The 24311-nt window shown below is 67.6% G+C and carries 25 protein-coding genes; 5 read left to right on the top strand and 20 right to left on the bottom strand.

The features are described from left to right. Positions 1-7: 7 nt before the first annotated feature. The 4 genes from AC0IX4_RS20025 to AC0IX4_RS20010 are packed head-to-tail and all read right to left on the bottom strand — an operon-like array spanning position 8 to position 3525. Positions 8-616, bottom strand: coding sequence for a response regulator transcription factor (locus AC0IX4_RS20025; RefSeq protein ID WP_471830668.1), 609 nt, complete (start codon positions 614-616; stop codon positions 8-10). Next, positions 613-1794, bottom strand: coding sequence for a sensor histidine kinase (locus AC0IX4_RS20020; protein ID WP_471830667.1), 1182 nt, complete (start codon positions 1792-1794; stop codon positions 613-615). The genes AC0IX4_RS20025 and AC0IX4_RS20020 overlap by 4 nt, the downstream gene beginning before the upstream one ends. Before the next feature lie 34 nt (positions 1795-1828). Next, positions 1829-2614 carry an ABC transporter permease gene (locus AC0IX4_RS20015; RefSeq protein ID WP_042572833.1) on the bottom strand — a complete coding sequence of 262 codons (786 nt, stop codon included), beginning with the start codon at positions 2612-2614 and terminating at the stop codon, positions 1829-1831. After that, a complete protein-coding gene (locus AC0IX4_RS20010; protein WP_471830665.1) occupies positions 2611-3525 on the bottom strand; it encodes an ABC transporter ATP-binding protein in 915 nt (304 codons plus the stop codon). Before AC0IX4_RS20010 ends, AC0IX4_RS20015 begins: the two co-directional genes overlap by 4 nt. 112 nt (positions 3526-3637) lie before the next feature. Here AC0IX4_RS20010 and AC0IX4_RS20005 point away from each other — a divergent pair, with 112 nt between their 5' ends. Both AC0IX4_RS20005 and AC0IX4_RS20000 read left to right on the top strand, forming a co-directional pair. Continuing rightward, complete coding sequence (locus AC0IX4_RS20005) at positions 3638-5659, top strand: TPM domain-containing protein (protein WP_471830664.1); 2022 nt, start codon at positions 3638-3640, stop codon at positions 5657-5659. A 284-nt stretch (positions 5660-5943) separates the two neighbouring features. Further along, positions 5944-6378, top strand: a complete 435-nt coding sequence (locus tag AC0IX4_RS20000; protein WP_471830662.1) for an SRPBCC family protein — start codon at positions 5944-5946, stop codon at positions 6376-6378. Here AC0IX4_RS20000 and AC0IX4_RS19995 read toward each other — a convergent pair. After that, positions 6375-7760 carry a glycine--tRNA ligase gene (locus AC0IX4_RS19995; protein WP_042572830.1) on the bottom strand — a complete coding sequence of 462 codons (1386 nt, stop codon included), beginning with the start codon at positions 7758-7760 and terminating at the stop codon, positions 6375-6377. The genes AC0IX4_RS20000 and AC0IX4_RS19995 overlap by 4 nt on opposite strands. 201 nt (positions 7761-7961) lie before the next feature. On the opposite strand from AC0IX4_RS19995, the gene AC0IX4_RS19990 reads away from it, so the two are divergent. Continuing rightward, entirely contained in the window at positions 7962-8312 is a 351-nt protein-coding gene (locus AC0IX4_RS19990; RefSeq protein WP_471830661.1) for an ArsR/SmtB family transcription factor, read from the top strand. Then, positions 8309-8716, top strand: a complete 408-nt coding sequence (locus AC0IX4_RS19985; RefSeq protein WP_042572828.1) for a Fur family transcriptional regulator — start codon at positions 8309-8311, stop codon at positions 8714-8716. The genes AC0IX4_RS19990 and AC0IX4_RS19985 overlap by 4 nt, the downstream gene beginning before the upstream one ends. A 2-nt stretch (positions 8717-8718) precedes the next feature. On the opposite strand, the gene bsaP is transcribed toward AC0IX4_RS19985, so the two are convergent. The 9 genes from bsaP to AC0IX4_RS19940 form a co-directional block, all read right to left on the bottom strand. Next, the gene (gene bsaP / locus AC0IX4_RS19980; protein WP_471830659.1) at positions 8719-8907 is read right to left on the bottom strand and encodes a biotin synthase auxiliary protein BsaP; all 189 of its coding nucleotides are present in this window, start codon (positions 8905-8907) and stop codon (positions 8719-8721) included. Then, on the bottom strand, positions 8894-9904 hold the full coding sequence (gene bioB / locus AC0IX4_RS19975; RefSeq protein ID WP_471830657.1) for a biotin synthase BioB: 1011 nt from the start codon (positions 9902-9904) through the stop codon (positions 8894-8896). The genes bsaP and bioB overlap by 14 nt, the downstream gene beginning before the upstream one ends. A gap of 19 nt (positions 9905-9923) precedes the next feature. After that, positions 9924-10607, bottom strand: coding sequence for a dethiobiotin synthase (gene bioD, locus AC0IX4_RS19970; protein ID WP_471830656.1), 684 nt, complete (start codon positions 10605-10607; stop codon positions 9924-9926). Continuing rightward, positions 10604-11743 (bottom strand): 8-amino-7-oxononanoate synthase, encoded by a 1140-nt coding sequence (locus tag AC0IX4_RS19965; RefSeq protein ID WP_471830655.1) that lies wholly within the window; start codon positions 11741-11743, stop codon positions 10604-10606. Before AC0IX4_RS19965 ends, bioD begins: the two co-directional genes overlap by 4 nt. Before the next feature lie 34 nt (positions 11744-11777). Further along, positions 11778-13058: an adenosylmethionine--8-amino-7-oxononanoate transaminase gene (locus AC0IX4_RS19960; RefSeq protein ID WP_471830653.1), complete on the bottom strand. Its 1281-nt coding sequence runs from the start codon at positions 13056-13058 to the stop codon at positions 11778-11780. After that, positions 13055-13459 carry a hypothetical protein gene (locus AC0IX4_RS19955; protein WP_471830652.1) on the bottom strand — a complete coding sequence of 135 codons (405 nt, stop codon included), beginning with the start codon at positions 13457-13459 and terminating at the stop codon, positions 13055-13057. The genes AC0IX4_RS19960 and AC0IX4_RS19955 overlap by 4 nt, the downstream gene beginning before the upstream one ends. Next, positions 13456-14265 (bottom strand): isoprenyl transferase, encoded by an 810-nt coding sequence (locus tag AC0IX4_RS19950; RefSeq protein WP_042572822.1) that lies wholly within the window; start codon positions 14263-14265, stop codon positions 13456-13458. The genes AC0IX4_RS19955 and AC0IX4_RS19950 overlap by 4 nt, the downstream gene beginning before the upstream one ends. Further along, on the bottom strand, positions 14222-15025 hold the full coding sequence (recO, locus tag AC0IX4_RS19945) for a DNA repair protein RecO (RefSeq protein ID WP_471830650.1): 804 nt from the start codon (positions 15023-15025) through the stop codon (positions 14222-14224). Before recO ends, AC0IX4_RS19950 begins: the two co-directional genes overlap by 44 nt. A gap of 76 nt (positions 15026-15101) precedes the next feature. Further along, on the bottom strand, positions 15102-15599 hold the full coding sequence (locus AC0IX4_RS19940) for an SRPBCC family protein (protein WP_056075585.1): 498 nt from the start codon (positions 15597-15599) through the stop codon (positions 15102-15104). Between the two features lie 140 nt (positions 15600-15739). On the opposite strand from AC0IX4_RS19940, the gene AC0IX4_RS19935 reads away from it, so the two are divergent. Next, positions 15740-18109, top strand: a complete 2370-nt coding sequence (locus AC0IX4_RS19935; RefSeq protein WP_471830649.1) for an FdhF/YdeP family oxidoreductase — start codon at positions 15740-15742, stop codon at positions 18107-18109. Between the two features lie 56 nt (positions 18110-18165). Here AC0IX4_RS19935 and era read toward each other — a convergent pair whose 3' ends face one another. The 6 genes from era to dnaJ all read right to left on the bottom strand — a co-directional run bounded on the left by era (position 18166) and on the right by dnaJ (position 24251). After that, positions 18166-19080: a GTPase Era gene (gene era, locus AC0IX4_RS19930; RefSeq protein ID WP_042572818.1), complete on the bottom strand. Its 915-nt coding sequence runs from the start codon at positions 19078-19080 to the stop codon at positions 18166-18168. Then, positions 19067-20398, bottom strand: a complete 1332-nt coding sequence (locus AC0IX4_RS19925; protein WP_042572817.1) for a hemolysin family protein — start codon at positions 20396-20398, stop codon at positions 19067-19069. Before AC0IX4_RS19925 ends, era begins: the two co-directional genes overlap by 14 nt. Next, entirely contained in the window at positions 20395-20958 is a 564-nt protein-coding gene (gene ybeY, locus AC0IX4_RS19920; RefSeq protein WP_471830647.1) for an rRNA maturation RNase YbeY, read from the bottom strand. Before ybeY ends, AC0IX4_RS19925 begins: the two co-directional genes overlap by 4 nt. A gap of 46 nt (positions 20959-21004) precedes the next feature. Continuing rightward, positions 21005-21997, bottom strand: a complete 993-nt coding sequence (locus AC0IX4_RS19915) for a PhoH family protein (protein ID WP_471830741.1) — start codon at positions 21995-21997, stop codon at positions 21005-21007. A 328-nt stretch (positions 21998-22325) separates the two neighbouring features. Then, a complete protein-coding gene (locus AC0IX4_RS19910; protein WP_471830645.1) occupies positions 22326-23087 on the bottom strand; it encodes a 16S rRNA (uracil(1498)-N(3))-methyltransferase in 762 nt (253 codons plus the stop codon). Between the two features lie 12 nt (positions 23088-23099). Beyond that, entirely contained in the window at positions 23100-24251 is a 1152-nt protein-coding gene (gene dnaJ / locus AC0IX4_RS19905) for a molecular chaperone DnaJ (protein WP_042572814.1), read from the bottom strand. Positions 24252-24311 lie beyond the last annotated feature (60 nt).

Genomic DNA, 24311 nt, shown 5'->3' with positions numbered 1-24311 from the left:
CGCGCCTTCAGAGCCAGCCGTTGTCCACTGCTGTCCGCACGGCCTCGGCACGCGTCGTGGCGCCCGTCTTGCCGATGGCGGCGGACAGATGGTTGCGCACGGTGCCTTCGGACAGGTGCAGCGCCGACGCGATCGAGGCCGCGGTGGAGCCCGCCCTGGCGGCCGACAGAACTTCCCGCTCACGCGCAGTCAGGGGTGAGGTCCCCGCAGTCAGCGTCTCCGTCGCGAGCTCGGGATCGATTACCCGCAAACCTGCGTGAACCCGTCGCACGGCCTCGGCGAGCTGGCGCGCAGGAGTGTCCTTGACGACGAACCCGCCGGCCCCCGCGTCGATCGCACGTCTGACGTAACCGGGCCGTCCGAACGTCGTCACCACGAGGACGCGGCATGTCGGAAGCGCGGCCCGTAGAAGTCCGGTGGTGACGATGCCGTCGCCGCCCGGCATCTCGACGTCCAGGAGCGCCACGTCCGGTCGGTGCTCGAGAGCCGCGGGAACGACCTCGTCGCCGCGCCCGACTTCGGCCACGACATCGAGATCGTGTTCGAGTCCGAGCAGCGCCGCGAGAGCACCGCGCACCAGGGCCTGGTCGTCGGCAAGCAGCAGGCGGATCGTCATGGCGCTGTCACCGTGAGTACGAATCCGCCGTCACTCCCCCGTGCGGCGCGCACGGTGGCGCCGAGTGCGTCCGCACGGTCGGACAGACCTCTCAGGCCGGTTCCCGTCGATCTACCCTGAGGTCCGACGCCGTTGTCCGTCACGGTGATACGACGCGGTTCCAGGCGGATACGACACTCCGTTCCCCTGCTGTGGCGCACCACGTTGGTCACCGCCTCCCTCATCGCCCACGCGAACAGTTCGCGGCAGTCCTCGTCGACACCCGCCGCGGAACCCTCGATGTGCACCACCATCCCGGCCGACTCGACCGCGCTGCGGACTCCCCGCAGCTCGGTCTCGAGACGCAGGTGACGAAGGCCGCCGACGGTGGACCGTACATCGGCCAACGCTGCACGCGAAAGACTTTCGACGTCGGCGATCTCCGCGGCGGCACGCGCCGGATCCAGCTCGAGGAGTCGACCGGCGAGTTCCGCCTTCACGGTGATGACGGTCAACGAGTGACCCAGGATGTCGTGGACGTCGCGGGCCACTCTCTCGCGCTCCTCGACGACGGCCAGGTCCGACAGGCGGCGACGCGCCTCGTTCAACTGGATGTTGCGGGCGACCAGCTGACTGATCCCCCACGCGGCGAAGGCCGCGACTCCGAGCGTGAACCCTGCGGAGTCGTCCGGCGTCCAGCTCGGGACAATGCGAGGAAGACCCTCGACCGCAACGAAATTCGCAGCCAGCACCACCAGAGCCGACCGGCGCGGCAGCGTCATGACCGCGAGGACCGCGACGAAGACGCACCCGGTCAGAACGGAGTCGCCGGCGGCGGGGGCAGCGGGAACCAGCAGGAGCATCAAGGACACCACCACGGCCCACTGCCGCGGCACCCGTACCTCCTCCGAGGCATGCAAGCGACCACGGAAGTCTCGGAACCCACCGAGGAACACGGCGGCGAAGGCGATCAGCGACAACGCGGCTGCGACCTTCCAGGCCACCGGACCGTCGTAACCGGCCACGGCGCGCACCGGGTAGATCAGATAGATCAACCAGACGGCGCTGAAGACCCAGCCGCGACGCACGGCATCCCGTAGCCGCGTGCCCTCGCTGTCGTCGAGGTTCACCTCGCGCGGCTCGATCACGAAGTGCGACCGTAGCGATCGGTACAGCGTGGCACCGGTGGTCCTGCTCACCGGTGCCACGCTAGACCCGCTGCCCTCGTCCGTGTCATACGCGGGCGGTGTCCTTACGGAACATCGTCCTCGCGCCGACCACGAAGATCGCCGTCCAGACGGCAACGTTGACCAGCGCCTCGATCAGCGAGGACCAGCTGGTGTCGCCGAGCGGCGACCGCGCCAACGTGGCCACACCGTACGTGGGAACGAATTTAGCCACGGTCTCGAACCATCCGCTGGCGGGGACGAACAACCCGCCCGCGAAGGCAAGGACGGCCAGGCCGGGACCGAGGATCTGCATCACGTTCTCCGACGGCAGCAGGTAGCCCATGAAGAGCCCGAAGGCGGCGAACACGATCGAGGTGATCCAGGCGAGCACGAAGCATTCGACCCAGGCGGCCGCGGGAAGTGTTGCTCCGGCTGCCGCGCCGACAGCGAACACGACGGCGACGGACACCAGTCCGAGTGCCATGGCGACGACGACCTTGATCGCGATGTACGCCGTAGGCGTGAGCGGTGTGAGCCTGAGCTGTCGGCTCCACCCCAACCCTCGCTCGATGGACACCATGGCGCCGCCGCTCGTCGTGGCGAGCATCGCCCCGTACAGCGCCATGCTGACCATGACATATCCCGTCACGTTGGCCGACCCGGCGGACTCGGTCTTCAGATCGCCCTGCAACCCGAAGATCAGGAAGAAGATCGGCGGGACCACGAGCGCGAACACGATGGTGCGCCGGTTCCGCAGCATTCGCCGCATCTCGAGCGCGAGAAAGCCTGCGTTGAACCCACCGTGGGCGGGCAGTGAGCGAGAACGGACGAGCGATCCTGTGGTGGTCATGCGTGGCTCCCGGCGGTATCGGTGGTGAGGGTCAGAAAAGCGTCTTCGAGGGTGTGCGCGACGATCTCCACATCGCGGGCTTCGGTGCGCTGGAACAGGTATCGGGCAACCTGGTCGGAGTCCGATGCGTGGACGGTCAGGCGGTCACCCCGGATCTCCACGTCGTCGACACCCGGAATCGAGAGAAACTCGGCAGCGTCGGCCCCCGGCAGCACCGCGGACACGCGGCGACCGGACGCGACGTTCTTGATCTCGGCGGCAGTGCCGTCGGCCACGATGCGACCGTCGCGGATCAACACGATGCGGTCGGCGTAGGCGTCCGCCTCGTCGAGGTAGTGGGTGGCGAACAGCACGGTCCGGCCGCGCGAGGAGTCCTCCTGCATCGCCGACCATAACTCGCGGCGGCCCTCGACATCCATCCCGGTGGTGGGCTCGTCGAGAACGATCAGGTCCGGATCGGGGAGCAACGCGAGGGCGAATCGCAGGCGTTGCTGCTGCCCGCCCGAGCACTTGCCCACCATCCGGCCACCGATGTCGGCGATGCCGGCCCGCGCGAGCACCTCCGACACCGGCCTTGTCGACGCGTACAGAGTCGCGATGAGCCGCACGGTCTCCTCGACGGTGATGTCCTTCAGGAGTCCCCCGCTCTGCATCACCGCGGACACGCGTCCGGTGGCGACGGCGTCCTGCGGGGATTCCCCGAACAGGGACACCGTTCCGTCGTCGGGGCGCCCGAGGCCGAGCATCATGTCGATCGTGGTCGTCTTGCCGGCTCCGTTCGGACCGAGGAACGCGACGATCTCGCCGGGGTGCACGACGAGCGACACGTCGTCGACTGCTTGGACACGTGTACCGCCGGGACCGGGGAACGACTTCCGGAGGCGGTCGAGGTGGATCGCTGGTGTGGTCATGTACGGAACGATGCTCCGTTGCGGCGCCGCGACCCTCGTCCGAGCGTCACGACTACGAGGTGACACTTGTCATGGGTACTCGCAGCAGGCGGCAGCCCGGTAGGTTCCCACCATGACCCGCGCTCGAGTTCTCCTGCGTGCCGCTGCCGCGGCGACCATGCTGCTGTCGGCCGCGCTGCTGCCGTCCGCCGTCGCCTCCGCTGAGCAACCGTTCCAGGTTCCCGAGCAGGTCAGTGACTTGTCGGGTGCCCTCGACCCGAGCGAGCTGTCGGAGGTGCAGTCGGCTGTCGACTCGCTCTACGACCAGCAGGGCTTCCGGCTCTGGGTCGTCTTCGTCGACGACTTCTCCGGCCAGGCCGCGACGACGTGGGGTGACCGCACCGCGACGATCAGTGATTTCGGCGATCGTGACGTCCTGATGGCGGTGGCGACGGAGGCCCGCGCCTACACGCTGAACGTCCCGCAGGCCTTGTCGAGCATCTCGGATTCGGAGATCTCCGAACTGGAGCAGTCGTCCATCGAACCGGCTCTGCGCGAGGAGAACTGGGCCGGTGCGGCGACCGCGGCGGCGACCGGTCTGGGCAAGGCGTCGTCCACGTCCGGATCGGGTTCGGCTGGCCTGTGGGTCGCGGTCGGAGTCGTGTTCCTCATCGTGGTGGGGGCCTTCGCCTTCACCAGGTTGAGGGCGAAGCGACGCCGCGAGGACGCACTCGAGGCCGCCGAGCAACTCGACGGCAGTGACCCCGCAGCCTTCGCGGCACTGCCGCTGGACGTGCTGGACGAGCGGTCTCGCGCCCTGCTCGTGGAAACCGACGAGGCCATCCGGGCGAGCGCCGACGAGCTGTCCACCGCAGCAGGCGAACTGGGCGATGCGGCGGCCCGACCGTTCGTCGATGCCCTCGACGGCGCCCGACGCGCGCTCTCCGAGGCGTTCGCAGTTCGCCAGCGTCTGGACGACGCCATTCCCGAGTCACCAGACGAACGCCGGCAGATGCTCATGGCGATCATCACCTCGTGCAGCGACGCCGACCGCCGATTGGACGAGAAGGTGGCCGAGTTCGACGAGATCCGCAACCTGCTCATCGACGCCGACGCGCGCTTGGACGCCCTGACCCGGGCCCAGGTGGAGCAGACGGCCCGGCTCGATCCGGCCGCGGCCACTCTGACATCGCTGCGGGAGCGGTACGACGCCGCCGTCCTGGCACCTGTCGCACAGAACGTGGACCTTGCCCGCGAACAGCTGGCACTGGCGGACAACAGCATCGACGACGGACGAGACGCCGCGGCACAACCCGTCGGGCATCAGGGTCCGGTCGTCGCCGCGGTCCGCACCGCGGAGAGCGCTCTGTCGCGAGCGCGGTCGCTTCTCGACGCGGTCGAGCACGCGGACGGTGACATCACCGCGGCACGGGACGGGCTGCCCGCAGCGATGGAGGACGCCCGAGCGGACATCGCGTCGGCCGACCGTCTCGCGGAGCACGGCGGCGACCCGCTGGCCGCCGCGAAAGCCGCCGTGGCGGCAGCCCTGGACCAGGCGCAGTCACGCGGTACTCAGGACCCGCTGGGCACCATGAACGCTCTGGTCGCGGCCGACGCGGAACTCGACCGCGCCCTCGCCGCCGCGGCGCAGTCGAAGGAGCAGGACGACCATGCGCGGGCGCGGCTCGACCGCGATCTGGGGTCGGCCCAGGCGCAGGTCCGTGCAGCGGGTGACTACATCGGTTCCCGCAGCGGTGCGGTCAAGGTACAAGCCCGCACACGACTGGCCGAGGCGGAGCGGCACGTGCAGGCAGCGCAACAGCTCGCCGCGACCGACGCTCCGCGTGCGCTGCAGCACGCGGCTGCGGCGCTGTCCATGGCAGCGCAGGCCTCGCATCTGGCGCAGGCCGATGTCGCGGAATGGGAAGCGACGCAACGCCCGCGCCACAGCGGCGGATTCGGCAGTTCGTCGTCCGCCGGAGGTGTGCTGACCGGAGTGCTGATCGACAGTGTGCTTCGCGGCGGCTTCTCGGGTGGTCGGTCGTACGGCAACCGGCGCGGCGGTGGGTACGGCGGATTCGGCGGCGGACCGCGATCGTTCGGTGGATCGGGGAGCTCGGGACGCATCGGACGGTCGTCGGGTGGACGCTTCTGATCGGGTGACCGTGATGCTCCGCTCGCGGCGACTACGCGCGGGATCCCGCGCATTCTGCGCGCGAGAGGAGCACAACGCCCGGTCGCGACACGGAGCCGTGTTCCCCCGCGTGGATCGCAGTGGGTCACGACGCACCGGTCTACACCCGCATCCCGGTGCCCGTGTCGGTGCAGCGCCAGTTGGTGGAGTACCAGCAGCGCTCCTGTGTCCGCTGAGGTGGTGTTTCAGCACTGCGCGCGAACGGGCACTCTGGAGTCACCCACCTAGCATCAGGAGCCCCACCCATGGTCGATGTCACCCGCACGTTCACCGTTTCCCGCGCCCGAGCGGACGTCGCCGCGTACCTCCGCGACTTCGCCAACGCCACCGAGTGGGATCCGGGCACCGTGGCGTGCACGCAGGCCACACCCGGCCCCGTCGCCGTCGGCACGGAGTGGAACAACACGTCCAAGCTGTACGGGATCTCCACCGAGCTGACGTATCGCCTCGAGGTCGACGAGCCCGGCCACATCGTCCTGAAGGGCACGAACAAGACCGCGACGAGTACCGACGACATCACGCTGAACGAGGCCGGCCCGACCTCCACCGAGATCACCTATCACGCGAACATCGAGTTCAACGGCCTCGCGAAACTGGCCGACCCGCTCGCAGGCATCGCCTTCGAGCGGGTCGGTAAAGAGACCCAGGAGCAGATGATCGCTGCTCTGGAAAAGCGCTAGCAGCCCAGCAGTCGGGTAGCGAGGTAGCTCTCGACCTGGTCGAGGGCTATCCGCTCCTGCGCCATGCTGTCGCGCTCGCGGATGGTGACCGCCTGGTCGTCGAGAGTGTCGAAGTCGACCGTGATGCAGAACGGGGTACCGATCTCGTCCTGGCGACGGTAGCGACGGCCGATGGCGCCGGCGTCGTCGAACTCGACGTTCCAGTTCTGTCGCAACTGCGCCGCGAGATCCTTGGCCTTGGGCGTCAGATCGGCGTTGCGGCTGAGCGGGAGAACCGCTGCCTTGACCGGCGCGAGTCGACGGTCGAGGCGCAGCACGGTCCTCTTGTCGACACCGCCCTTGGCGTTGGGGGCCTCGTCCTCGTGGTACGCGTCGACGAGGAAGGCCATGAGCGAACGAGTAAGTCCCGCAGCAGGTTCGATGACGTACGGCGTGTAGCGCTCGTCGTTGGCCTGGTCGTAGAAGCTCAGGTCGGTGCCCGAGTGCTTCGAGTGCGTCGACAGGTCGAAGTCGGTGCGGTTGGCGACGCCCTCGAGCTCGCCCCACGCGCTGCCCTGGAACTCGAAGCGGTACTCGATGTCCACGGTGCGCTTGGAGTAGTGCGACAACTTCTCCTGCGCGTGCTCGTAGAGACGCAGGTTTTCCGGGTCGATGCCCAGATCGGTGTACCACTTCATGCGGTAGTCGATCCAGTACTGGTGCCACTGTTCGTCCTCGCCGGGCTTGACGAAGAATTCCATCTCCATCTGCTCGAACTCGCGGGTGCGGAAGATGAAGTTGCCGGGCGTGATCTCGTTGCGGAAGCTCTTGCCGATCTGGCCGATGCCGAACGGCGGCTTCTTGCGCGACGTGGTGAGCACGTTGGCGAAGTTGACGAAGATTCCCTGCGCCGTCTCGGGGCGGAGGTAGTGCAGTCCGGCCTCGTCGTCGACGGGTCCGAGGAACGTCTTGAGCAGTCCGGAGAACGCGCGCGGCTCCGTCCAGGAACCGGGCTCGCCGGTCTCGGGATCACGGATGTCGGCGAGTCCGTTCTCCGGCGGGTGGCCGTGCTTCTCCTCGTACGCCTCGAGCAGGTGGTCGGCGCGGTAGCGCTTGTGGGTGTGGAGCGACTCGACCAGCGGGTCGGAGAACGTCTCGACGTGTCCGGACGCTTCCCACACCTCGCGCGGCAGGATGACGGACGAGTCGAGACCCACCGTGTCCTCGCGGCTGGTGATCATGTTGCGCCACCACTGCTTCTTGATGTTGTCCTTCAGCTCCACGCCGAGGGGGCCGTAATCCCAGGCCGACTTGGTTCCGCCGTAGATCTCGCCACACTGGTAGACGAGTCCCCGGCGTTTGGCCAGGTTGGCGACGGTATCGATCTTGGACTTCGGTGCCACGGGGCCAGCTCTCCATCTCGGGTGGTCGGTAGTACTGCCGAGCGAGGGGGTGTCCCTCTGCTCGCGACACATCAGACTATCCGGCGACGTCCCGGTCTTCGAGCACCGGTGAGTTGACATGCACGTCCACGCATATCAAAGTGGAGGGTGGAAGTGGTTATTGTTTCCAATAAGGCCTGCAGGACTACCGAGGGGACGCGCATGAGCATCGACGAATCGGTGACCGCTCACCAGGTGCCCACGCCGGCCACACCACTGCCACCCAAGGACGTGCTGAACGACGCCGGCGATCTGCTGCGCGCCCTGGCAGCCCCCGTCCGCATCGCCATCGTCCTGCAGCTCCGCGAGTCCGAACGCTGCGTGCACGAACTGGTGGGTGCACTCGGTGTGACCCAACCTCTCATCAGCCAGCATCTGCGGGTCCTCAAGGCCGCCGGCGTGGTGCACGGGGAACGGTCCGGGCGCGAGGTTCTCTACCGACTCGTCGACGACCACCTTGCCCACATCGTCGTCGACGCCGTCGCCCACGCCCGAGAGGAGAACCACTCGTGACCGCCCCCCGCACCATCGGTGTCCGTTCCACGAAGCAGCGCAGCGCCATCTCCGAGCTGCTCGACACCGTCGGCGAGTTCAAGTCGGCTCAGGAACTGCACGACGAATTGCGCAAGCGCGGAGACGGTATCGGCTTGACGACGGTGTATCGCACACTGCAGGCCCTCGCCGATGCCGGCACGATCGACGTGCTCCGCACCGATTCGGGCGAGTCCGTCTACCGACGATGCTCGGACGGGCATCACCACCATCTGGTGTGCCGGGACTGCGGGTTCACCGTCGAGGTGGAGGGCGCTGCCGTCGAGCGGTGGACCAGATCCGTCGCCACCGAGCACGGTTTCACGGACGTCAGCCACACCGCCGAGATCTTCGGCACCTGCAGCGAGTGCGCCGCCCGCTCCTGACGTCAGCCGTTCACGGCAGGATGCCGCGAACAGTTCGCCGTCCACCCCGACGGGAACACCTGCACCACCATCCGGCGCCCACACCACGCGCAGTACCGCGGTGGCTCCAGAGCCCGCGGGTGCGCCGGTCGCCCGTCGGCCAGCGCCTCCCCGGTCCATCCGTCGAACGCGGGAGCCTCAGATGGCGGCATCGAGCGCCTTCACCGGCATCTTCAGCTCAGCCAGCAGATCCAGGTCGGACTCCGCCGGACGGCCGAGCGTCGTCAGGTAGTTACCGACGATGATCGCGTTGATGCCGCCCAGAATCCCCTGTCGGGCACCGAGATCGCCGAGGGTGATCTCCCGACCACCGGCGTAGCGCAGCGTGGTGCGAGGCAAGGCGAGTCGGAACGCCGCGATGGCACGAAGAGCATCCTGGGCGGGGAGCACGTCGAGATGTGCGAACGGTGTGCCCGGGCGGGGATCGAAGAAGTTCAGCGGCACCTCGTGCGGATTCACCGCCGCGAGTTCGGTGGCGAATTCTGCTCGCTGACGCAGACTTTCGCCCATCCCGAGAATGCCACCGCAGCACACCTGCATGCCGACATCAGCGACCGTCGTCAACGTCTCCTGGCGTTCCTCCCAGGTGTGCGTGGTCACGACGGTCGGGAAGTAGGACCTGGCGGTTTCGAGATTGTGGTTGTAGCGGTGGACACCCCAACTCGCGAGCCGCTCGGCCTGCTCGCGGGTGAGCATGCCCAACGAGCATGCGATATCGATGTCCACCTCCGCGTGGATGGCCGCGATCCCGGCCTGGACCTGACTCATCAATCGCTCGTCGGGGCCGCGCACGGCGGCGACGATGCAGAACTCGCTCGCACCGGTCTTCGCCGTCTGCTTCGCGGCCTCGACCAACTCGGCGATGTCGAGTCGTGCGGCGCGCACCGGGGAGACGAACAGTCCGGACTGGGAGCAGAAGTGACAGTCCTCGGGGCACCCCCCGGTCTTGACGCTGATGATGCTCTCGACCTCGACTTCTTCTCCGCACCAGCGCATGCGCACCCGGTGAGCGAGATCGAGTGCATCGGCGACCCGGTCGTCGGGCAACTCGAGAACGGCGAGGACTCGATCGACGTCGAGTGGGCGGCCCTCGTCGAGAACGATGCGCTCGGCCTCGCGCAGGACGTCGTCGGTCGGTGTGTCGGTCATGCTGACTCCTTCGGTGGGTTCACGCGAACGGCGCGAAATCGGGGACGAACCATGTCGGCGCGGTGGAGACGAAACGTTCCGCCGGCCACGAGCCGACGCCGTCGGGGATGCGGCCGACGATCGGAACGCCGGTGACGGAAGGGAGTTCTGCGAGGTTGGTGACAGCGGCGAGGTCGGGCACCGTCGGCCACGAGCCGAGAACCACGCCCACGCACCACAATCCGGCACGGCGCACAGCGTCCACAGTGAGCTCGGCGTGATTGAGCGCTCCCAGGCCCGGCTGCGAGACGACCAGAACGCGCGCGTCGAGAGCGCGGGCGATGTCCAGCACGGTGGTCCCACGGTCGTCGAAACGAACGGCAACTCCCCCGGCGCCCTCCACGAGCACCGCTCCGGGAAGATCGCCGACAGCGTCGACCACGTCGCCGACGGACAGTGATGCACGCCCTCTGCGCCGCGCCGCGACGCCGGGTGCGAGCGGATCGGGATAGCGCACGCACTCGCGGTACTGCCTGCGACGCAGAGGGTCCGACAGGCCGACGACCGCGTCCAGATCTCCGGCCTCGTCCGGATCGACACCGGTCTGGGCGGGCTTGCACACCGAGACCACGTGCCCGGCGCTTTCCAGCAAGACGGCGAGTGCCGCGGTGACGATCGTCTTCCCGACGTCCGTCGACGTCCCGGTGATCACGAGAACGCTCACAGGGACACCTGCTCGAGCGCCCCCGCGACCACGGTGCACACCCTGGACACCTCGCCGTCGGTCAGATCGGCGCGGGCCGTGATTCGCAGGCGCGAGCGGCCTTCCGGCACCGACGGCGGCCGGAAGCATCCGACGGACACGCCCTGTGCGCGGCACGCGATCGCGGCTCGGAGGGCGGAGTTCGCGTCGCCCACGATCACGGGGACCACCGCCGATTCCGGCAGGTCGGGCAGTCCCAGTTCCGCGGCGAGCCGACCTGCGTGCCGACGCAGCGCCCCTACCCGGTCCGGCTCGCGCCGGAGCACTCCCAGCGCCGCGTGCGCGGCCCCCACCGATGCCGGAGCCGGAGCAGTGTCGAAGATGAAGGTTCTGGCCGAGTTCAGAAGATGCTCGCGCACAACTTCTTCCGCCAGAACCACTCCACCCTGGCTTCCGAGAGCCTTCGACAGCGTCGCGGTGACGACGAGGTCGGGAGCGCCGGCGAGACCGCACTCCTGGACCAGTCCGCGCCCGCCGTCCCCTCGCACACCGAGACCGTGCGCTTCGTCGACGACCAGAACGGCGCCGTGACGCCGGGTCACCGCGTAGAGCTCTCGGAGGGGCGCCAGATCACCGTCCGCACTGAACACCGAGTCGGTGAGCACCAGCGCCCGCGCCTCGGATCGCGTCGACAAGGCCAGGTTCACGGCAGCGACATCACGGTGCGGCGTCACCTCCACGCGCGCTCGCGACAGGCGGCACGCATCGACCAGCGACGCGTGTGATGCGGTGTCGGAGACGATCAGCGAACCCGCGCCGGACAATGCCGACACCACGCCCAGATTGGCGAGGTAGCCGCTCGAGAAGAGCAGCCCGGAGTCGGCGCCGACGAAGTCCGCCAGGTCGAGCTCGAGGGCGTGGTGGTCGGTCGTCGTTCCGGTGACCAATCGTGATCCGGTGCTGCCGGTTCCCCATCGATCCAGCGCATCACGGGCGCCGGCGATCACCGCGCTGTGCCGGCTCAGACCCAGGTAGTCGTTCGAGGCCACGTCGATGACATGGTCATCGGGTGTCCGTGGTCGGAGGACTCTCCGCAGTCCGGCATCGGTACGCCGGACCGCTGCGGCGTCGAGCCACGCCAGTGCCCTGTCGGTCATGAACGCGCAGCCTACGCATGGACTTGAACAGTGTTCAAGTTTGCGTGGCTGCGGCCGCGCACACCAGCGCTTCCCCGATCGCACGGATGTCGTCGGCCGTGCAGACGTAGGGCGGCATCGCGTAGATCAGATTCCGGAACGGCCGGATCCACACGCCGCGGGCCATGGCGGCCGCGGTCGCGAGCGCGACGTCGACCTCACGGTCGAGCTCGATCACACCGATACCGCCGAGCACCCGCACGTCGCGGACGATCGGCAGAGCATTCGCACGGACCAACTCGCGGCTGAGACCCGTCTCGATCGCCGCGACCTCTGCCCGCCAATCCCGTGCCAACAGAAGTTCCGTCGACGCCACCGCCACAGCGCACGCCAACGGATTCGCCATGAAGGTCGGGCCGTGCATCAGACCGCCCGCGGGCCCCGCGCTGATGACCGACGCCACCTCCGCCGTGCACAGCGTCGCAGCCATCGACAGGTAGCCACCCGTCAGCGCCTTGCCGACGCAGAGGATGTCCGGGCCGACACCGGCTTGCTCGGACGCGAACAACGTTCCGGTGCGGCCGAATCCGGTGGCGATCTCGTCGAGGATCAGAAGGACGTCGTGATCGGAGCACGCCTCACGAAGCACGCGAACGTAGCGTGGGTCGTGGAATCTCATACCGCCGGCGCCCTGGACGACGGGTTCGACGATGACCGCCGCCAGCTCGGACGCGCGGCGCTCGATCGTCTCACGCAGCATCGCCGCATAGCTCTCGTCGAACGGTGTGTCCGATCGCGGCGGCGCGTCGACGAACACCTGCTCCGCCAGGACTCCCGACCACGCCGAGTGCATGCCGCCGTCGGGATCACACACGCTCATCGGCGTGAAAGTGTCACCGTGGTAGCCGCCGCGCCATGTCAGGAGCCGGCGTTTGTCGGGGCGTCCCAGGGCACGGTGATACTGGAGCGCCATCTTGACCGCCACTTCGACGGACACCGAGCCGGAGTCGCAGAAGAACACCCGCTCGAGCCCCTCCGGGGTGATCGTCACCAGCAGTTCCGCCAGCCTGGCCGCCGGCTCGTGCGTCAGACCGCCGAACATGACGTGACTCATGGCGCCCAGTTGCGCCGTGACGGCAGCGTCGAGAACCGGGTGTCCGTACCCGTGGACGGCAGCCCACCACGAACTCATGCCGTCGATCAACGAACGCCCGTCGTCCAGCGTGATGCGCACGCCCGCAGCCGATGTCACCACCGCCGGACGCGGAGACGGGAATCCCGAATACGGGTGCCAGATGTGTTCGGCGTCTATGTCGCCGACGCTCCGACGGGTCACGGGACGAGGCCGACGCGCGCCTTCTCGACACCGGAGAGCACCAACACCAGCATCGTCATCAACGGCTCGTCGTCCAGTCCGGACGCGGGGAACGTGTAGCGCATGACGACGTCTGCCTGCGATCCGTGCGTGGTCAGGGAGATGGACCCGAATTGCGATTCACTGTTGCGCACAGCGACTTTCGCACGCAGAGTGCCCGAGGACGGACGATCCCAGGCCAGCACCGCCGTCAACGAGAGGACCTCGAGACCGGGACTGAGAGCCACTGCGCGCAGCGAACACAGTGCTCCGGCATACGAGAATCCGAGCGATCCATCGTCTCCGACGCTGACGTCGGCGAATTGGCCGAGGGCGAGACGGGCACGATCCTGCAGTAGCCTCACGATGTCGTCCTCACTCATTTGACACCACCGAATCTGCGGTCACGAGAGGCGTATTCGACACAGGCGGCCCACAGGTCGCGACGGTCGAAATCGGGGAAGAGCTTTTCCTGGAACACCATCTCGGCGTACGCCGACTGCCAGATCAGGAAGTTGGAGGTGCGTTGCTCGCCGGACGGACGCAGAAACAGATCGACGTCCGGCATGTCGGGCTCGTCCAGGTACTTGGCGAACGACGCCTCGGAGATCTTGTCCGGATCGAGCTGGCCGGCGGCAGCGCGGCGCGCGATCTCCCGCGCTGCGTCGACGATCTCCGCCCGACCGCCGTAGTTGACGCACATCGTCAACGTCATGACGGTGTTGTCCTTCGTCAGCTCCTCCGCCGTCTCGAGCTCGGTGATGACGCTGCGCCACAGTCGAGGACGCCGGCCGGCCCACCGCACGCGCACCCCCATCTCGTGCATCTCGTCCCGCCGACGACGGATGACGTCACGGTTGAACCCCATGAGGAACTTGACCTCGTCCGGGCTGCGCCGCCAGTTCTCCGTCGAGAAGGCGTACGCCGACAGCCAGGTGACGCCGATGTCGATACATCCGCACACGGTGTCCATGAGGACCGCTTCGCCCTGCTCGTGCCCGGCAGTACGCGGTAGGCCGCGATCCTGCGCCCAGCGGCCGTTGCCGTCCATCACCAGAGCGACATGACGCGGGATCAGCTCGGGCTGGATGATCGGCGCCCTCGCTCCCGACGGATGCGGGTCGGGCGCGCGGACCTCCCGCTTCTCAGGCGGTGTGTGCTGCGTTCGTCGACGTATCACGAACCTCATCCTGCCCGACGACGCGAACGACGCCGCCACCCGTGCGTTCGACGAAGGGCAGCGTGCGCAGTTGGCGTTCGAGGTGCCACTGCAGATGGGCTGCCACCAGGCCGCTGGCCTGCGCGCGTATCGAGTCGGTGGACGCCACCGTGCCGTTCCAGTCGCCGCTCTGCAACGCGGACATCAGATCCAGCACCCCCAGGGAGGGCGTGCTCGACCCGGCCGGGCGGCAGTGGGTGCACACCGCTCCCCCGGCCGCGACGTGGAACGCGCGATGAGGGCCGGGAATCGCGCACTTGGCGCACTCGTCCAGTGCGGGCGCCCAGCCGGCGAAGTTCATCGCGCGCAGCAGGAACGCGTCGAGCACCAGTCCCGAGTCGCGCTCACCGGTCGCGAGCGCACGCAGGGCCCCGACCGTCAGGTGGTGCAATCGGGGCGCGGGCGCATGTTCTTCACCCGCGAGCCGCTCCGACGTCTCGAGAATCGCGCATGCGGTGGTGTAGCGGCTGTAGTCCGAGACGATGTCGGACGCGAAGGCCTCGACGGTCTGGACCTGCGTCACGATGTCCAGGTTGCGACCCGGGTAGAGCTGGACGTCGATGTAGGCGAACGGCTCGAGGCGTGCCCCGAACTTGGAGGTGGTGCGCCGCACGCCCTTGGCCACCGCGCGCACCAGACCGTTGTTGCGAGTCAGCAACGTGACGATGCGATCGGCCTCGCCCAGCTTGTGTTGGCGGAGCACGACGGCGTGATCGCGATACGACCTCATCGTTCGTCACCTCCAGCCGGTACGCGGGTGCCGCGTCGGCACCTCGCCATTCTCCCACGTCGGGCGTTAACGGTGATCAGGGAGCGCCGAGGTCCTTCTGCAGATTCTTCAGGGTCGTGGCGATGTTGCGACGCTGGAAGTCCGCGAACGGTCGGCCCGCCGCCACCTTGTCGAACACGGCGGCCACGGCGTCCGGCCACGGGCGATCGTCGGTCCAGATCTCGGTGACCCTCGTGCCGCCGTCGATCGGCTCCATCCGGTATTCCCACGTAGCGTTCCTGGCCTTGACCACTGGCTTGCCGGGGCCGATGACGTCGACGCGGAAGGCGAAGCGGCGGCCCGGCTCGGCGGCCGTGACGACGCACCGGGTACTCCACGTGGCGCGGCCGCGCTTGTTGCGGCCGACGAAGGTCATTCCCTCGTACGCGCCGCCGCGGCGCGGATTCTCGACGACGGCACCGGTGTTCTCGGGACTCCAGCGGTGCACCTGTGTCGGATCGCTCAGCAGCGCATAGACCGCGTCGGGTTCCGCGGCGACGTCGACGTGGTCGGACACCGTCAGAGTTCGTTTCATCTACCCCACGGTAGGGGACGGATTCACCGGTCCCGGCCGGGGGTAAACGTTCGCGGAGGGTGTCGTGTCGGGCGCCCGCTCTACTGTGGGACCGGGGCATGCTCGAAGTATCGAACTGCCGAAGAGGGAAGTTGGGAACGATGACCACGACGCACGATTCACGGGACTACGACGAGGCAGACCTCTCGATCGAGAAGCCGAAGAAGCATGCCGCAGGTCCTACTGCCGTCGCCGTCTCGATGAAGCGCTCGCTCGAGCGCATGGGCCCGGTGCGTACTGCACGGACGCTGCTCGAACTGAACCAGGCCGAGGGCTTCGACTGCATGAGCTGCGCGTGGCCGGACCCCGATCCGGGACATCGCCACACCGCGGAGTTCTGCGAGAACGGCGCGAAGGCCGTGGCGGAGGAGGCCGACAAGCGTCGAGCCACGCCGGAGTTCTTCGCCGGCCACAGCATCGCCGACCTCGACTCGCACAGTGAGCACTGGCTCGGCCAGCAGGGGCGCATCACGCATCCGATGGTCAAGCGCTCGGGTGGCACCCACTACGAGGCGATCGGGTGGGACGAGGCCTTCGACCTCATCGGCAAGGAACTGCGCTCGCTGCACCCGGACGAGGCCACCTTCTACACCTCGGGCCGCGCGTCCAACGAGTCCGCGTTCGTGTACCAGCTCTTCGTCCGCGCGTACGGCACCAACAACCTGCCGGACTGTTCCAACATGTGCCACGAGTCCACCTCCTTCGCCCTGCAGGAGTCGATGGGCATCGGTAAGGCCAGCGTCGTGCTCGACGACGTGTACGGCGCGGATCTCATCATCCTGGCCGGGCAGAACCCGGGCACCAACCATCCGCGCATGCTGTCGGCGCTGGAGAAGGCGAAGCAGAACGGCGCCAAGATCCTCGCGATCAACCCGCTGCGCGAAGCCGGCCTGATCAACTTCAAGAACCCGCAGACGCCGCGCGGCATGGTGGGTCCGGGCACCGACCTCGAGGACATGCACCTGCCGATCCGCATCAACGGGGATTTGGCTCTGTTCCAGGCGATGGGCAAGCTCCTCGTCGAGTGGGACGCCCTCGATCACGAGTTCATCGAGAAGTACACCAACAACTTCGACCTGTGGAAGCAGCACGTCTCCGAGGTCGACTGGGACGAGGTCGAGACGGTCACCGGTCTCTCGCGGGCGCAGATCACCGACGCCGCGAAGCTGCTGCGCGACTCGAAGGCCACCGTCTTCTGCTGGGCGATGGGCATCACCCAGCACCGCAACGCGGTGAACACCGTCAAGGAGATCACCAATCTCGCGTTCGCCCAGGGCAACATCGGCAAGCCGAATGCCGGCGTGCTGCCCGTGCGCGGTCACTCGAACGTCCAGGGCGATCGCACCATGGGCATCTGGGAGCGCGTACCGAAGCACTTCCTCGACGCACTGGAGACCGAGTTCGGGTTCGATCCGCCGCGGGAGAACGGTCTGGACACCATCGACTCGATCCGTGGGATGCGCGACGGCAAGGTCAAGTTCTTCCTCGGTCTCGGCGGCAACTTCGCCCAGGCCACACCGGACAGCACTGTCACGTTCGAGGCGATGCGCAAGACGAACATGACGGTGCACATCTCCACCAAGATCAACCGCTCGCACCTCGTCACCGGTGACGTGGCGCTGATCCTGCCGACAAAGGGCCGCACCGAGAAGGACATCCAGGCCAGCGGGCCGCAGTGGATCAGCGTCGAGGACTCGACGTGTTCCGTGCACTCCTCCCGCGGTCCGCTCGATCCGCCGAGCAAGCATGTGAAGTCCGAGGTCGAGATCATCACGCAGATCGCCGAAGCCACGATCGGCGACCGCTACGGTCTCGACTGGAAGGGCATGCGCGACGACTACCGCACCATCCGTCAGCACATCTCGAGGGTGGTTCCGGGGTGCGAGGGCTACGAGGTCAACGCTCGCCGTCCCGGAGGCTTCGTGCTCCCCCACCCGCCGCGTGATTCGCGGACCTTCCAGACCGAGTCCGGGCTGGCCGAGTTCTTCGTCTCGCCCATCGACGCCCTGCAGGTGCCGCCGAAGCATCTTCTGCTGCAGACGTTCCGGAGCCACGATCAGTTCAACACCACGATCTACGGCCTCAGCGACCGGTACCGGGGCATCGAGGGCGGACGCCGCGTCGTGTTCGTCAACCGCGGCGACATCGCGGAACTGGGCATGAAGGACGGCGACTTCGTCGACATCACCACCAAGTGGGACGACGACGACGTGGTGCGCGTCGCCGAGAACTTCCGGATCGTCGAGTACCAGACGCCCAAGGGGTCCGCGGCCGCCTACTACCCGGAGACCAACCCCCTGGTCCCGCTCGACTCGTCGGCCACGGACAGCAACTGCCCCACGTCCAAGTCGATCATCGTGTCGTTGAGTCCGGCGAAGGCCGGAAGCCCGGGGACCGGGCACGGCGGCCAGGACGCCATGCGATCCGACGAGCACCACAAGACGCAGACGGAGCCCGAGCACCTGTCCTGAGTTCTCACCCGGCTACCGTGTCGCGACGATCTGACGCGGCACGGTAGCCGCGGGGGTCAGAAGCCCAACTTGCCCATCTGCTTGGGATCGCGCTGCCAGTCCTTGGCCACCTTCACGCGCAGGTCGAGATAGATGCGGGTGCCCAGCAACTTCTCGATCTGACTGCGCGCGGCCGTACCGACGTCGCGCAGTCGAGTGCCGCCCTTACCGATCACGATGGCCTTCTGCGACTGCCGCTCGACGTAGAGGATGGCGTGCACGTCGAGCATCGAGTCGGAACCCTCACGGGGACCGATCTCCTCGATCACCACGGCGAGCGAGTGCGGCAACTCGTCGTGGACACCCTCCAGCGCTGCCTCGCGGATCAGCTCCGCCATCAACGTCTCTTCGGGCTCGTCGGTCAATTCGCCGTCGGGATAGAAGGCTGGACCGGGCGGGAGCACCTTGGCGAAGACGTCGATGACGATCTCGATCTGCTCACCCGACGCCGCCGACACCGGCACTACCTCGCACTCCGGACCGAGCAGATTCGAGACGGCGATCAATTGCTCCATCACGCGTTGCTTGGACACCTTGTCGATCTTCGTGACCAGCCCGACGAGCTTGGTGCCGCGGGCGTTGTGGCGCACCTGCTCGAGAATCCAGCGGTCGCCGGGTCCGATCTTCTCGTCGGCCGGGATGCACAGTCCGATCGCGTCGACCTCCGAATACGTGTCGCGCACGAGGTCGTTGAGTCGCTGACCCAGCAAGGTGCGGGGGCGGTGTAGTCCCGGCGTGTCCACGAGGATCAGCTGTGCATGGTCGCGGTGGACGATGCCGCGGATCGTGTGCCGGGTCGTCTGCGGCCGCGACGACGTGATCGCGATCTTGGCGCCGACGAGCGCGTTCGTCAGCGTCGACTTGCCGGTGTTGGGCCGACCGACGAAGCAGACGAATCCGGAGTGGAACTCGCCTGGCTCAGCGTCGGTCATCGTCGTTCTCGTCTCTGTCGTCGTCTGTGCTGTCGTCACCGGATTCGGGTTCCGGGCTCTTCTCCACCAGGACGGTGCTGACCCGGACGCGGCCACGCGCATCCGTTCCGCCCTCCGCCACCAGTATCAACCCGTGTGCCTCCACCCGAGCTCCCGGCAGCGGCACGCGGCCGATCTCGTAGGACAGCAGTCCGCCCACGGTGTCGACCTCGTCGTTGTCGATCTCCACGTCGAAGATCTCGCCGAGGTCCTCCAGAGGGAGTCGGGAGGACACCCGGTACCTCTCGTCGTCCAACTCCTCGATCGGCGCCACCTCGTCGGTGTCGTACTCGTCCGCGATCTCGCCGACGATCTCCTCGAGGACGTCCTCGATGGTCACCAACCCGGCCACGCCGCCGTACTCGTCGACGAGGACCGCCATGTGCTTGCGGTCGCGCTGCATCTCGGCCAGCAGACTGTCCAACGGCTTCGAGTCGGGAACGAACACGGCGGGTCGCATCACCTCGTCCACTCGCACGCTCCGGCCGCCGTCGGACGAGGTGTACGTCTGTTGGACGAGGTCCTTGAGGTACACGACTCCGAGGATGTCGTCGACGTTCTCACCGATGACGGGAATGCGGGAGTGTCCGCTGCGGACGGCAAGGGTCGTCGCCTGACCCGCGGACTTGTCGCGCTCGATCCACACCATCTCGGTGCGGGGAACCATGACCTCGCGGGCCGAGGTGTCACCCAGTTCGAAGACCGACTGGATCATCCGTCGTTCACCGGCCGCCACCACTCCGCGCTCCCCCGCCATGTCGACGAGTTCCCGCAGTTCGATCTCCGACGCGAACGGACCGTTGCGGAAACCGCGGCCCGGTGTGATGGCGTTACCCACCAGGATCAGGAGCCGACTGACCGGTCCGAGCAGAATGCCGATGGCGCGCAACGGATACGACGATCCGAGCGAGATCGAATACGCGTGCTGTCGACCCAGTGTGCGGGGTCCGACACCGATCACGACGTAGTCGACGATCACCATGACTCCGGCGGCGATGGCCAAGGCAGCCGCCGGCTCGAGCAGGTCCAGCAGCGCTCCCGCGAGAACCACGGTCGACCCGATCTCGCACAGGATGCGGAGCAGGACCATCAGATTGACGTACCGGGGGCGGTCGTCCAGGATCCGCAGCAACTCGGAGGAGCCGCCCCGCGACTCCTTGACCATCTCCTCCACACGCGCCGAGGACACGGTGTTGATGGCGGAGTCGACGGCGGCGAACAGGCCACCGAGGGGAACGAGGATGACGGCGAGCACGATCAGTGCCGGAGCGCTGGTCACCGGGCGGACTCACCACCGGAACGGGTGTCGGGTGCCACGAAACCGGTGCTGCCCAACAGCTTCGCGTCCTTCGCCGCCGACGCAGCATCACGATCGGCCTGACGCAGGCTCTCGTACCAGTCCTCGAGGAGGCTGTTCTGGAGTCCGAACATCTCCTTCTCCTCGTCCGGCTCTGCGTGGTCGTAGCCCAGCAGGTGCAGGACACCGTGAACCGTCAGCAGGGCGAGCTCGTGCGCGAGGGGATGGCCGGCCTTCTCCGCCTGGTCCGCCGCGAACGACGGGCACAGCACGATGTCGCCGAGCATGGACGGGCCCGGGTCCGGCGAATCGGGGCGACCGCCGGGCTCGAGCTCGTCCATCGGGAACGACATGACATCGGTCGGACCGGGCAGGTCCATCCATCGCATGTGCAGGTCCGCCATGGTGGCCGAGTCGACCAGCACCATCGACAGCTCGGCCGCCGGGTGCACGTCCATCCGGGCGATGGCGTAGCGCGCCACCGCGATCAGATCTTCTTCGCCGACCTCCATGCCGGATTCGTTGGAGACCTCGATACTCATGCGATCACCGTACTAGTGCAGGCAGAACCCGGACTGATCGGAGCAGTCAGCGGTGCGCGGCCCGAGGACCGGTGCCGCGTCGGGCCGCACGATTGTTCGACGCCGTCTCGGACGCATCGAACCGTTCGTACGCGTCGACGATGGACGACACCAACCGGTGACGGACGACGTCGCTGCTGTCGAGCTTGGCGAAGTGGATGTCGTCGATGTCGACCAGGATCTCGCTCGCCGCACGCAGGCCGGACTTCGATCCACCCGGTAGGTCGACCTGGGTGATGTCGCCGGTCACCACGATCTTGGAGTTGAAGCCGAGTCGCGTCAGGAACATCTTCATCTGCTCGGCCGTGGTGTTCTGTGCCTCGTCGAGGATGATGAACGCGTCGTTGAGAGTGCGCCCACGCATGTACGCCAGCGGCGCGACCTCGATGATGCCCGCGGCCATGAGCTTCGGAATCGCCTCGACGTCCATCATGTCGTGCAGCGCATCGTGCAACGGCCGGAGGTACGGGTCGATCTTGTCGTGCAGGGTGCCCGGCAGGAAGCCCAACCGTTCGCCCGCCTCGACGGCCGGACGAGTCAGGATGATGCGGCTGACCTGCTTGGCCTGCAGAGCCTGAACCGCCTTGGCCATCGCGAGATACGTCTTGCCCGTACCGGCGGGGCCGACACCGAAGACGATGGTGTTGGCGTCGATCGCGTCGACGTAGCGCTTCTGGTTCAGCGTCTTCGGACGGATCGTCTTGCCGCGACGCGACAGGATGTCGAGGCTGAGCACCTCTGCCGGGGACTCGCTGACACCCCTGGTCAGCATGGCGACCGAGCGCCGGACCGCGTCGGGCGTGACCGGTCCGCCGGCGGTGACCACAGCGGCAAGCTCGGTCAACACCCGCTTGCCGACGGCCACATCGGAGGGTGCGCCCTCGAAGGTGACCACGTTGCCGCGGACGTGGATCTCCGCCGACAGGACCTGTTCGAGCGCGCGGAGGTTTCCGTCCGTCGAACCGAGCAGCGGGAACATCACCGCAGGATCGAGTTCCATCGTCTCGGACACACGAGCCTCGGCGAGAACCGGACGGGCGGATTGGCGCTTGGCGGCGCGGGACGAGCGTGAACCGGTCTGGCTGTCGTCGCCTGCGGCGACGCGAGGGGTGTTGTCACTCACGTGGTGGCTATGGCCTTCTCTCGGGTTTCGATACTCGGTTCGTCCAGCGACGGGAACCTTTCACCACTTTAACGTCTCCCCCGAGAAGCGCATTCCTTTATGTCGTGCGGCACCCGCGGCACTAGGTGCTCCGGTTGCCGCAACCTGCTCCGGTTACAACGGGAGCGGGTTGCGGAAACCGGAGCACGTACACACAGCTGGCCCTTCACGCAGGGGGCGCGCCGTCCCACCTGTCGGTCAGGGCGCCCAGGGCCCCGAGCGCCACGGCTGCGGCTGTCGACGTGCGCAACACCGTCGGTCCGAGCAGAGCGGTGACGGCACCGGCGGCGACAAGTTTGTCGATCTCGGAGTCGTCGAGCCCGCCTTCCGGTCCCACGATGAGCACGACCTCGCCCGCGTCACGGAAGGGCAGGGTGACGAACGGTGAGGACGCGGACTCGTGTAGGGCGACCACCAGGCCTCCGCGTGCCACGATGCCCGACACCATCTCGAGCACCATCCTGGTGTCGTGCAGGTCCGCGACATCCGGAACGAACGCGCGCCGGGCCTGCTTGGCCGCACTCGTTGCAGCATTGCGCCATTTGACGACGCCCTTGGCGGCCTTGGGTCCGTCCCACCGCGATACGCACCGCAGCGACTGCCACGGCACGATCGCGTCGACGCCGGCCTCGGTCGCCGTCTCGACCGCCAGCTCCGAGCGCTCCGACTTGGGGAGCGCCTGGATCACGGTGACCGTCGGGGACGGCGGCGCTGCCGACGTGACGGACAGGACCGTGACGTCGAGGCGGTTCTTCTCGACGCCGACCACCTCGACCGTCGCGAACGATCCGTGACCGTCGGACAGCACCAGCCGTTCACCGACCGTGGTGCGCCGCACCGTCGCGGCGTGCCGACCTTCTGCGCCCTCGAGAACACCCGTCTCTCCCGGCGCGGGTAGCGGGTCGAGGAAGTAGACGGTCGCAGCCATCGCCCGAACCGGCTATCGACTGAAGGCGTCGCGCAGGCGCGAGAACAGGCCGCCCGTGTGCTGCGACGCCGTCGTCACCACTTCGGCGTTGTCGCGCTCGCGGTGCGTCCGGAGTTGCTGCAGGAGCTTGGTCTCGGTCGAGTCCAGGCGCGACGGGACGACCACCTCGAGGTGGGCATGCAGGTCACCGCGAACTCCGCTGCGCAGCTTCGGCATTCCGTGTCCGCGGAGAACCTGGACGGACCCGGGCTGCGTGCCGGCGTCGATAGTGATGTTCGTCGGGCCGTCGAGGATCGCGTCGACGCTGACAGACGTTCCCAGCGCGGCGTCCGCCATGGGCACGCGGATGGTGCAGTGCAGGTCGTCGCCGTCGCGCACGAAGACGTCGTGCGACTTCTCCACGACCTCGGCGTAGACGTCACCGGCGGGACCACCACCGGGGCCGACCTCGCCCTGCGCGGCCAGACGGATCCGCATGCCGCTACCGACACCGGCCGGCACCTTGACGGCGAGTTCGCGGCGGGCACGGACGCGTCCGTCGCCACCGCACTTGCGGCACGGATCGGGAATGGTCTCACCGGCGCCGCGGCATGTCGGGCAGGGACGAGCGGTCATGACCTGGCCGAGGAACGACCGCTGGACGGACTGCACCTCGCCGGCGCCGTTGCACGTCTCGCAGCGGACGGGCTTGGAGTCGCCGTTGGTACCGGCACCGGTGCACACGTCGCACAGCACGGCCGTCTCGACGGCGATGTGCTTGGTGACGCCCGTGGCGCACTCCTCCAGGGTGAGGGTGGTGCGCAGCAACGAGTCGGATCCGGGCTGGACGCGCCCGCGGGGACCGCGTGATCCTCCGCCGTTTCCGCCGAAGAATGCCTCGAACACGTCTCCGAGGCCACCGCCGAAGCCGGCTCCACCGAAGCCGCCGGCGCCGCCGCCTCCACCACTCTCGAGGGGGTCGCCGCCGAGGTCTACGACGCGTCGCTTCTCGGGATCGGACAGCACCTCGTAAGCGGCGCTAATGTCCTTGAAGCGGGCCTGGGCCGACTCGTCGGGGTTGACGTCGGGGTGGAACTCGCGCGCGAGCTTGCGATACGCGCGCTTGATCTCCTGATCGGACGCCTTCGAGTCGACGCCCAGAGTTCCGTAATAATCGCGTGCCACGTGAGTACTCATATCCTTCGGTCCGAAACGGGTTCGTGTGAGGTGGTGTGTTCGGTGATG

The organism is Rhodococcus sp. AC861, assembly GCF_979256035.1.
This window is presented reverse-complemented; position numbering and strand designations above follow the sequence as displayed.

What these genes read in the sequence shown, in the direction of transcription:
- AC0IX4_RS19965 (WP_471830655.1), bottom strand. Translation starts at nt 11,743, where the DNA reads ATGACCGACAGGGCACTGGCGTGGCTCGACGCCGCAGCGGTCCGGCGT.
- ybeY (WP_471830647.1), bottom strand. Translation starts at nt 20,958, where the DNA reads ATGAGTATCGAGGTCTCCAACGAATCCGGCATGGAGGTCGGCGAAGAA.
- bsaP (WP_471830659.1), bottom strand. Translation starts at nt 8,907, where the DNA reads ATGCCGCCATCTGAGGCTCCCGCGTTCGACGGATGGACCGGGGAGGCG.
- AC0IX4_RS19950 (WP_042572822.1), bottom strand. Translation starts at nt 14,265, where the DNA reads ATGAGGTTCGTGATACGTCGACGAACGCAGCACACACCGCCTGAGAAG.
- AC0IX4_RS19915 (WP_471830741.1), bottom strand. Translation starts at nt 21,997, where the DNA reads ATGGAACTCGATCCTGCGGTGATGTTCCCGCTGCTCGGTTCGACGGAC.
- bioB (WP_471830657.1), bottom strand. Translation starts at nt 9,904, where the DNA reads ATGACCGACACACCGACCGACGACGTCCTGCGCGAGGCCGAGCGCATC.
- AC0IX4_RS20005 (WP_471830664.1), top strand. Translation starts at nt 3,638, where the DNA reads ATGACCCGCGCTCGAGTTCTCCTGCGTGCCGCTGCCGCGGCGACCATG.
- AC0IX4_RS20015 (WP_042572833.1), bottom strand. Translation starts at nt 2,614, where the DNA reads ATGACCACCACAGGATCGCTCGTCCGTTCTCGCTCACTGCCCGCCCAC.
- AC0IX4_RS19910 (WP_471830645.1), bottom strand. Translation starts at nt 23,087, where the DNA reads ATGGCTGCGACCGTCTACTTCCTCGACCCGCTACCCGCGCCGGGAGAG.
- AC0IX4_RS20025 (WP_471830668.1), bottom strand. Translation starts at nt 616, where the DNA reads ATGACGATCCGCCTGCTGCTTGCCGACGACCAGGCCCTGGTGCGCGGT.
- AC0IX4_RS20000 (WP_471830662.1), top strand. Translation starts at nt 5,944, where the DNA reads ATGGTCGATGTCACCCGCACGTTCACCGTTTCCCGCGCCCGAGCGGAC.
- AC0IX4_RS19955 (WP_471830652.1), bottom strand. Translation starts at nt 13,459, where the DNA reads ATGAGTGAGGACGACATCGTGAGGCTACTGCAGGATCGTGCCCGTCTC.
- era (WP_042572818.1), bottom strand. Translation starts at nt 19,080, where the DNA reads ATGACCGACGCTGAGCCAGGCGAGTTCCACTCCGGATTCGTCTGCTTC.
- recO (WP_471830650.1), bottom strand. Translation starts at nt 15,025, where the DNA reads ATGAGGTCGTATCGCGATCACGCCGTCGTGCTCCGCCAACACAAGCTG.
- AC0IX4_RS20010 (WP_471830665.1), bottom strand. Translation starts at nt 3,525, where the DNA reads ATGACCACACCAGCGATCCACCTCGACCGCCTCCGGAAGTCGTTCCCC.
- AC0IX4_RS19940 (WP_056075585.1), bottom strand. Translation starts at nt 15,599, where the DNA reads ATGAAACGAACTCTGACGGTGTCCGACCACGTCGACGTCGCCGCGGAA.
- AC0IX4_RS19935 (WP_471830649.1), top strand. Translation starts at nt 15,740, where the DNA reads ATGACCACGACGCACGATTCACGGGACTACGACGAGGCAGACCTCTCG.
- AC0IX4_RS19990 (WP_471830661.1), top strand. Translation starts at nt 7,962, where the DNA reads ATGAGCATCGACGAATCGGTGACCGCTCACCAGGTGCCCACGCCGGCC.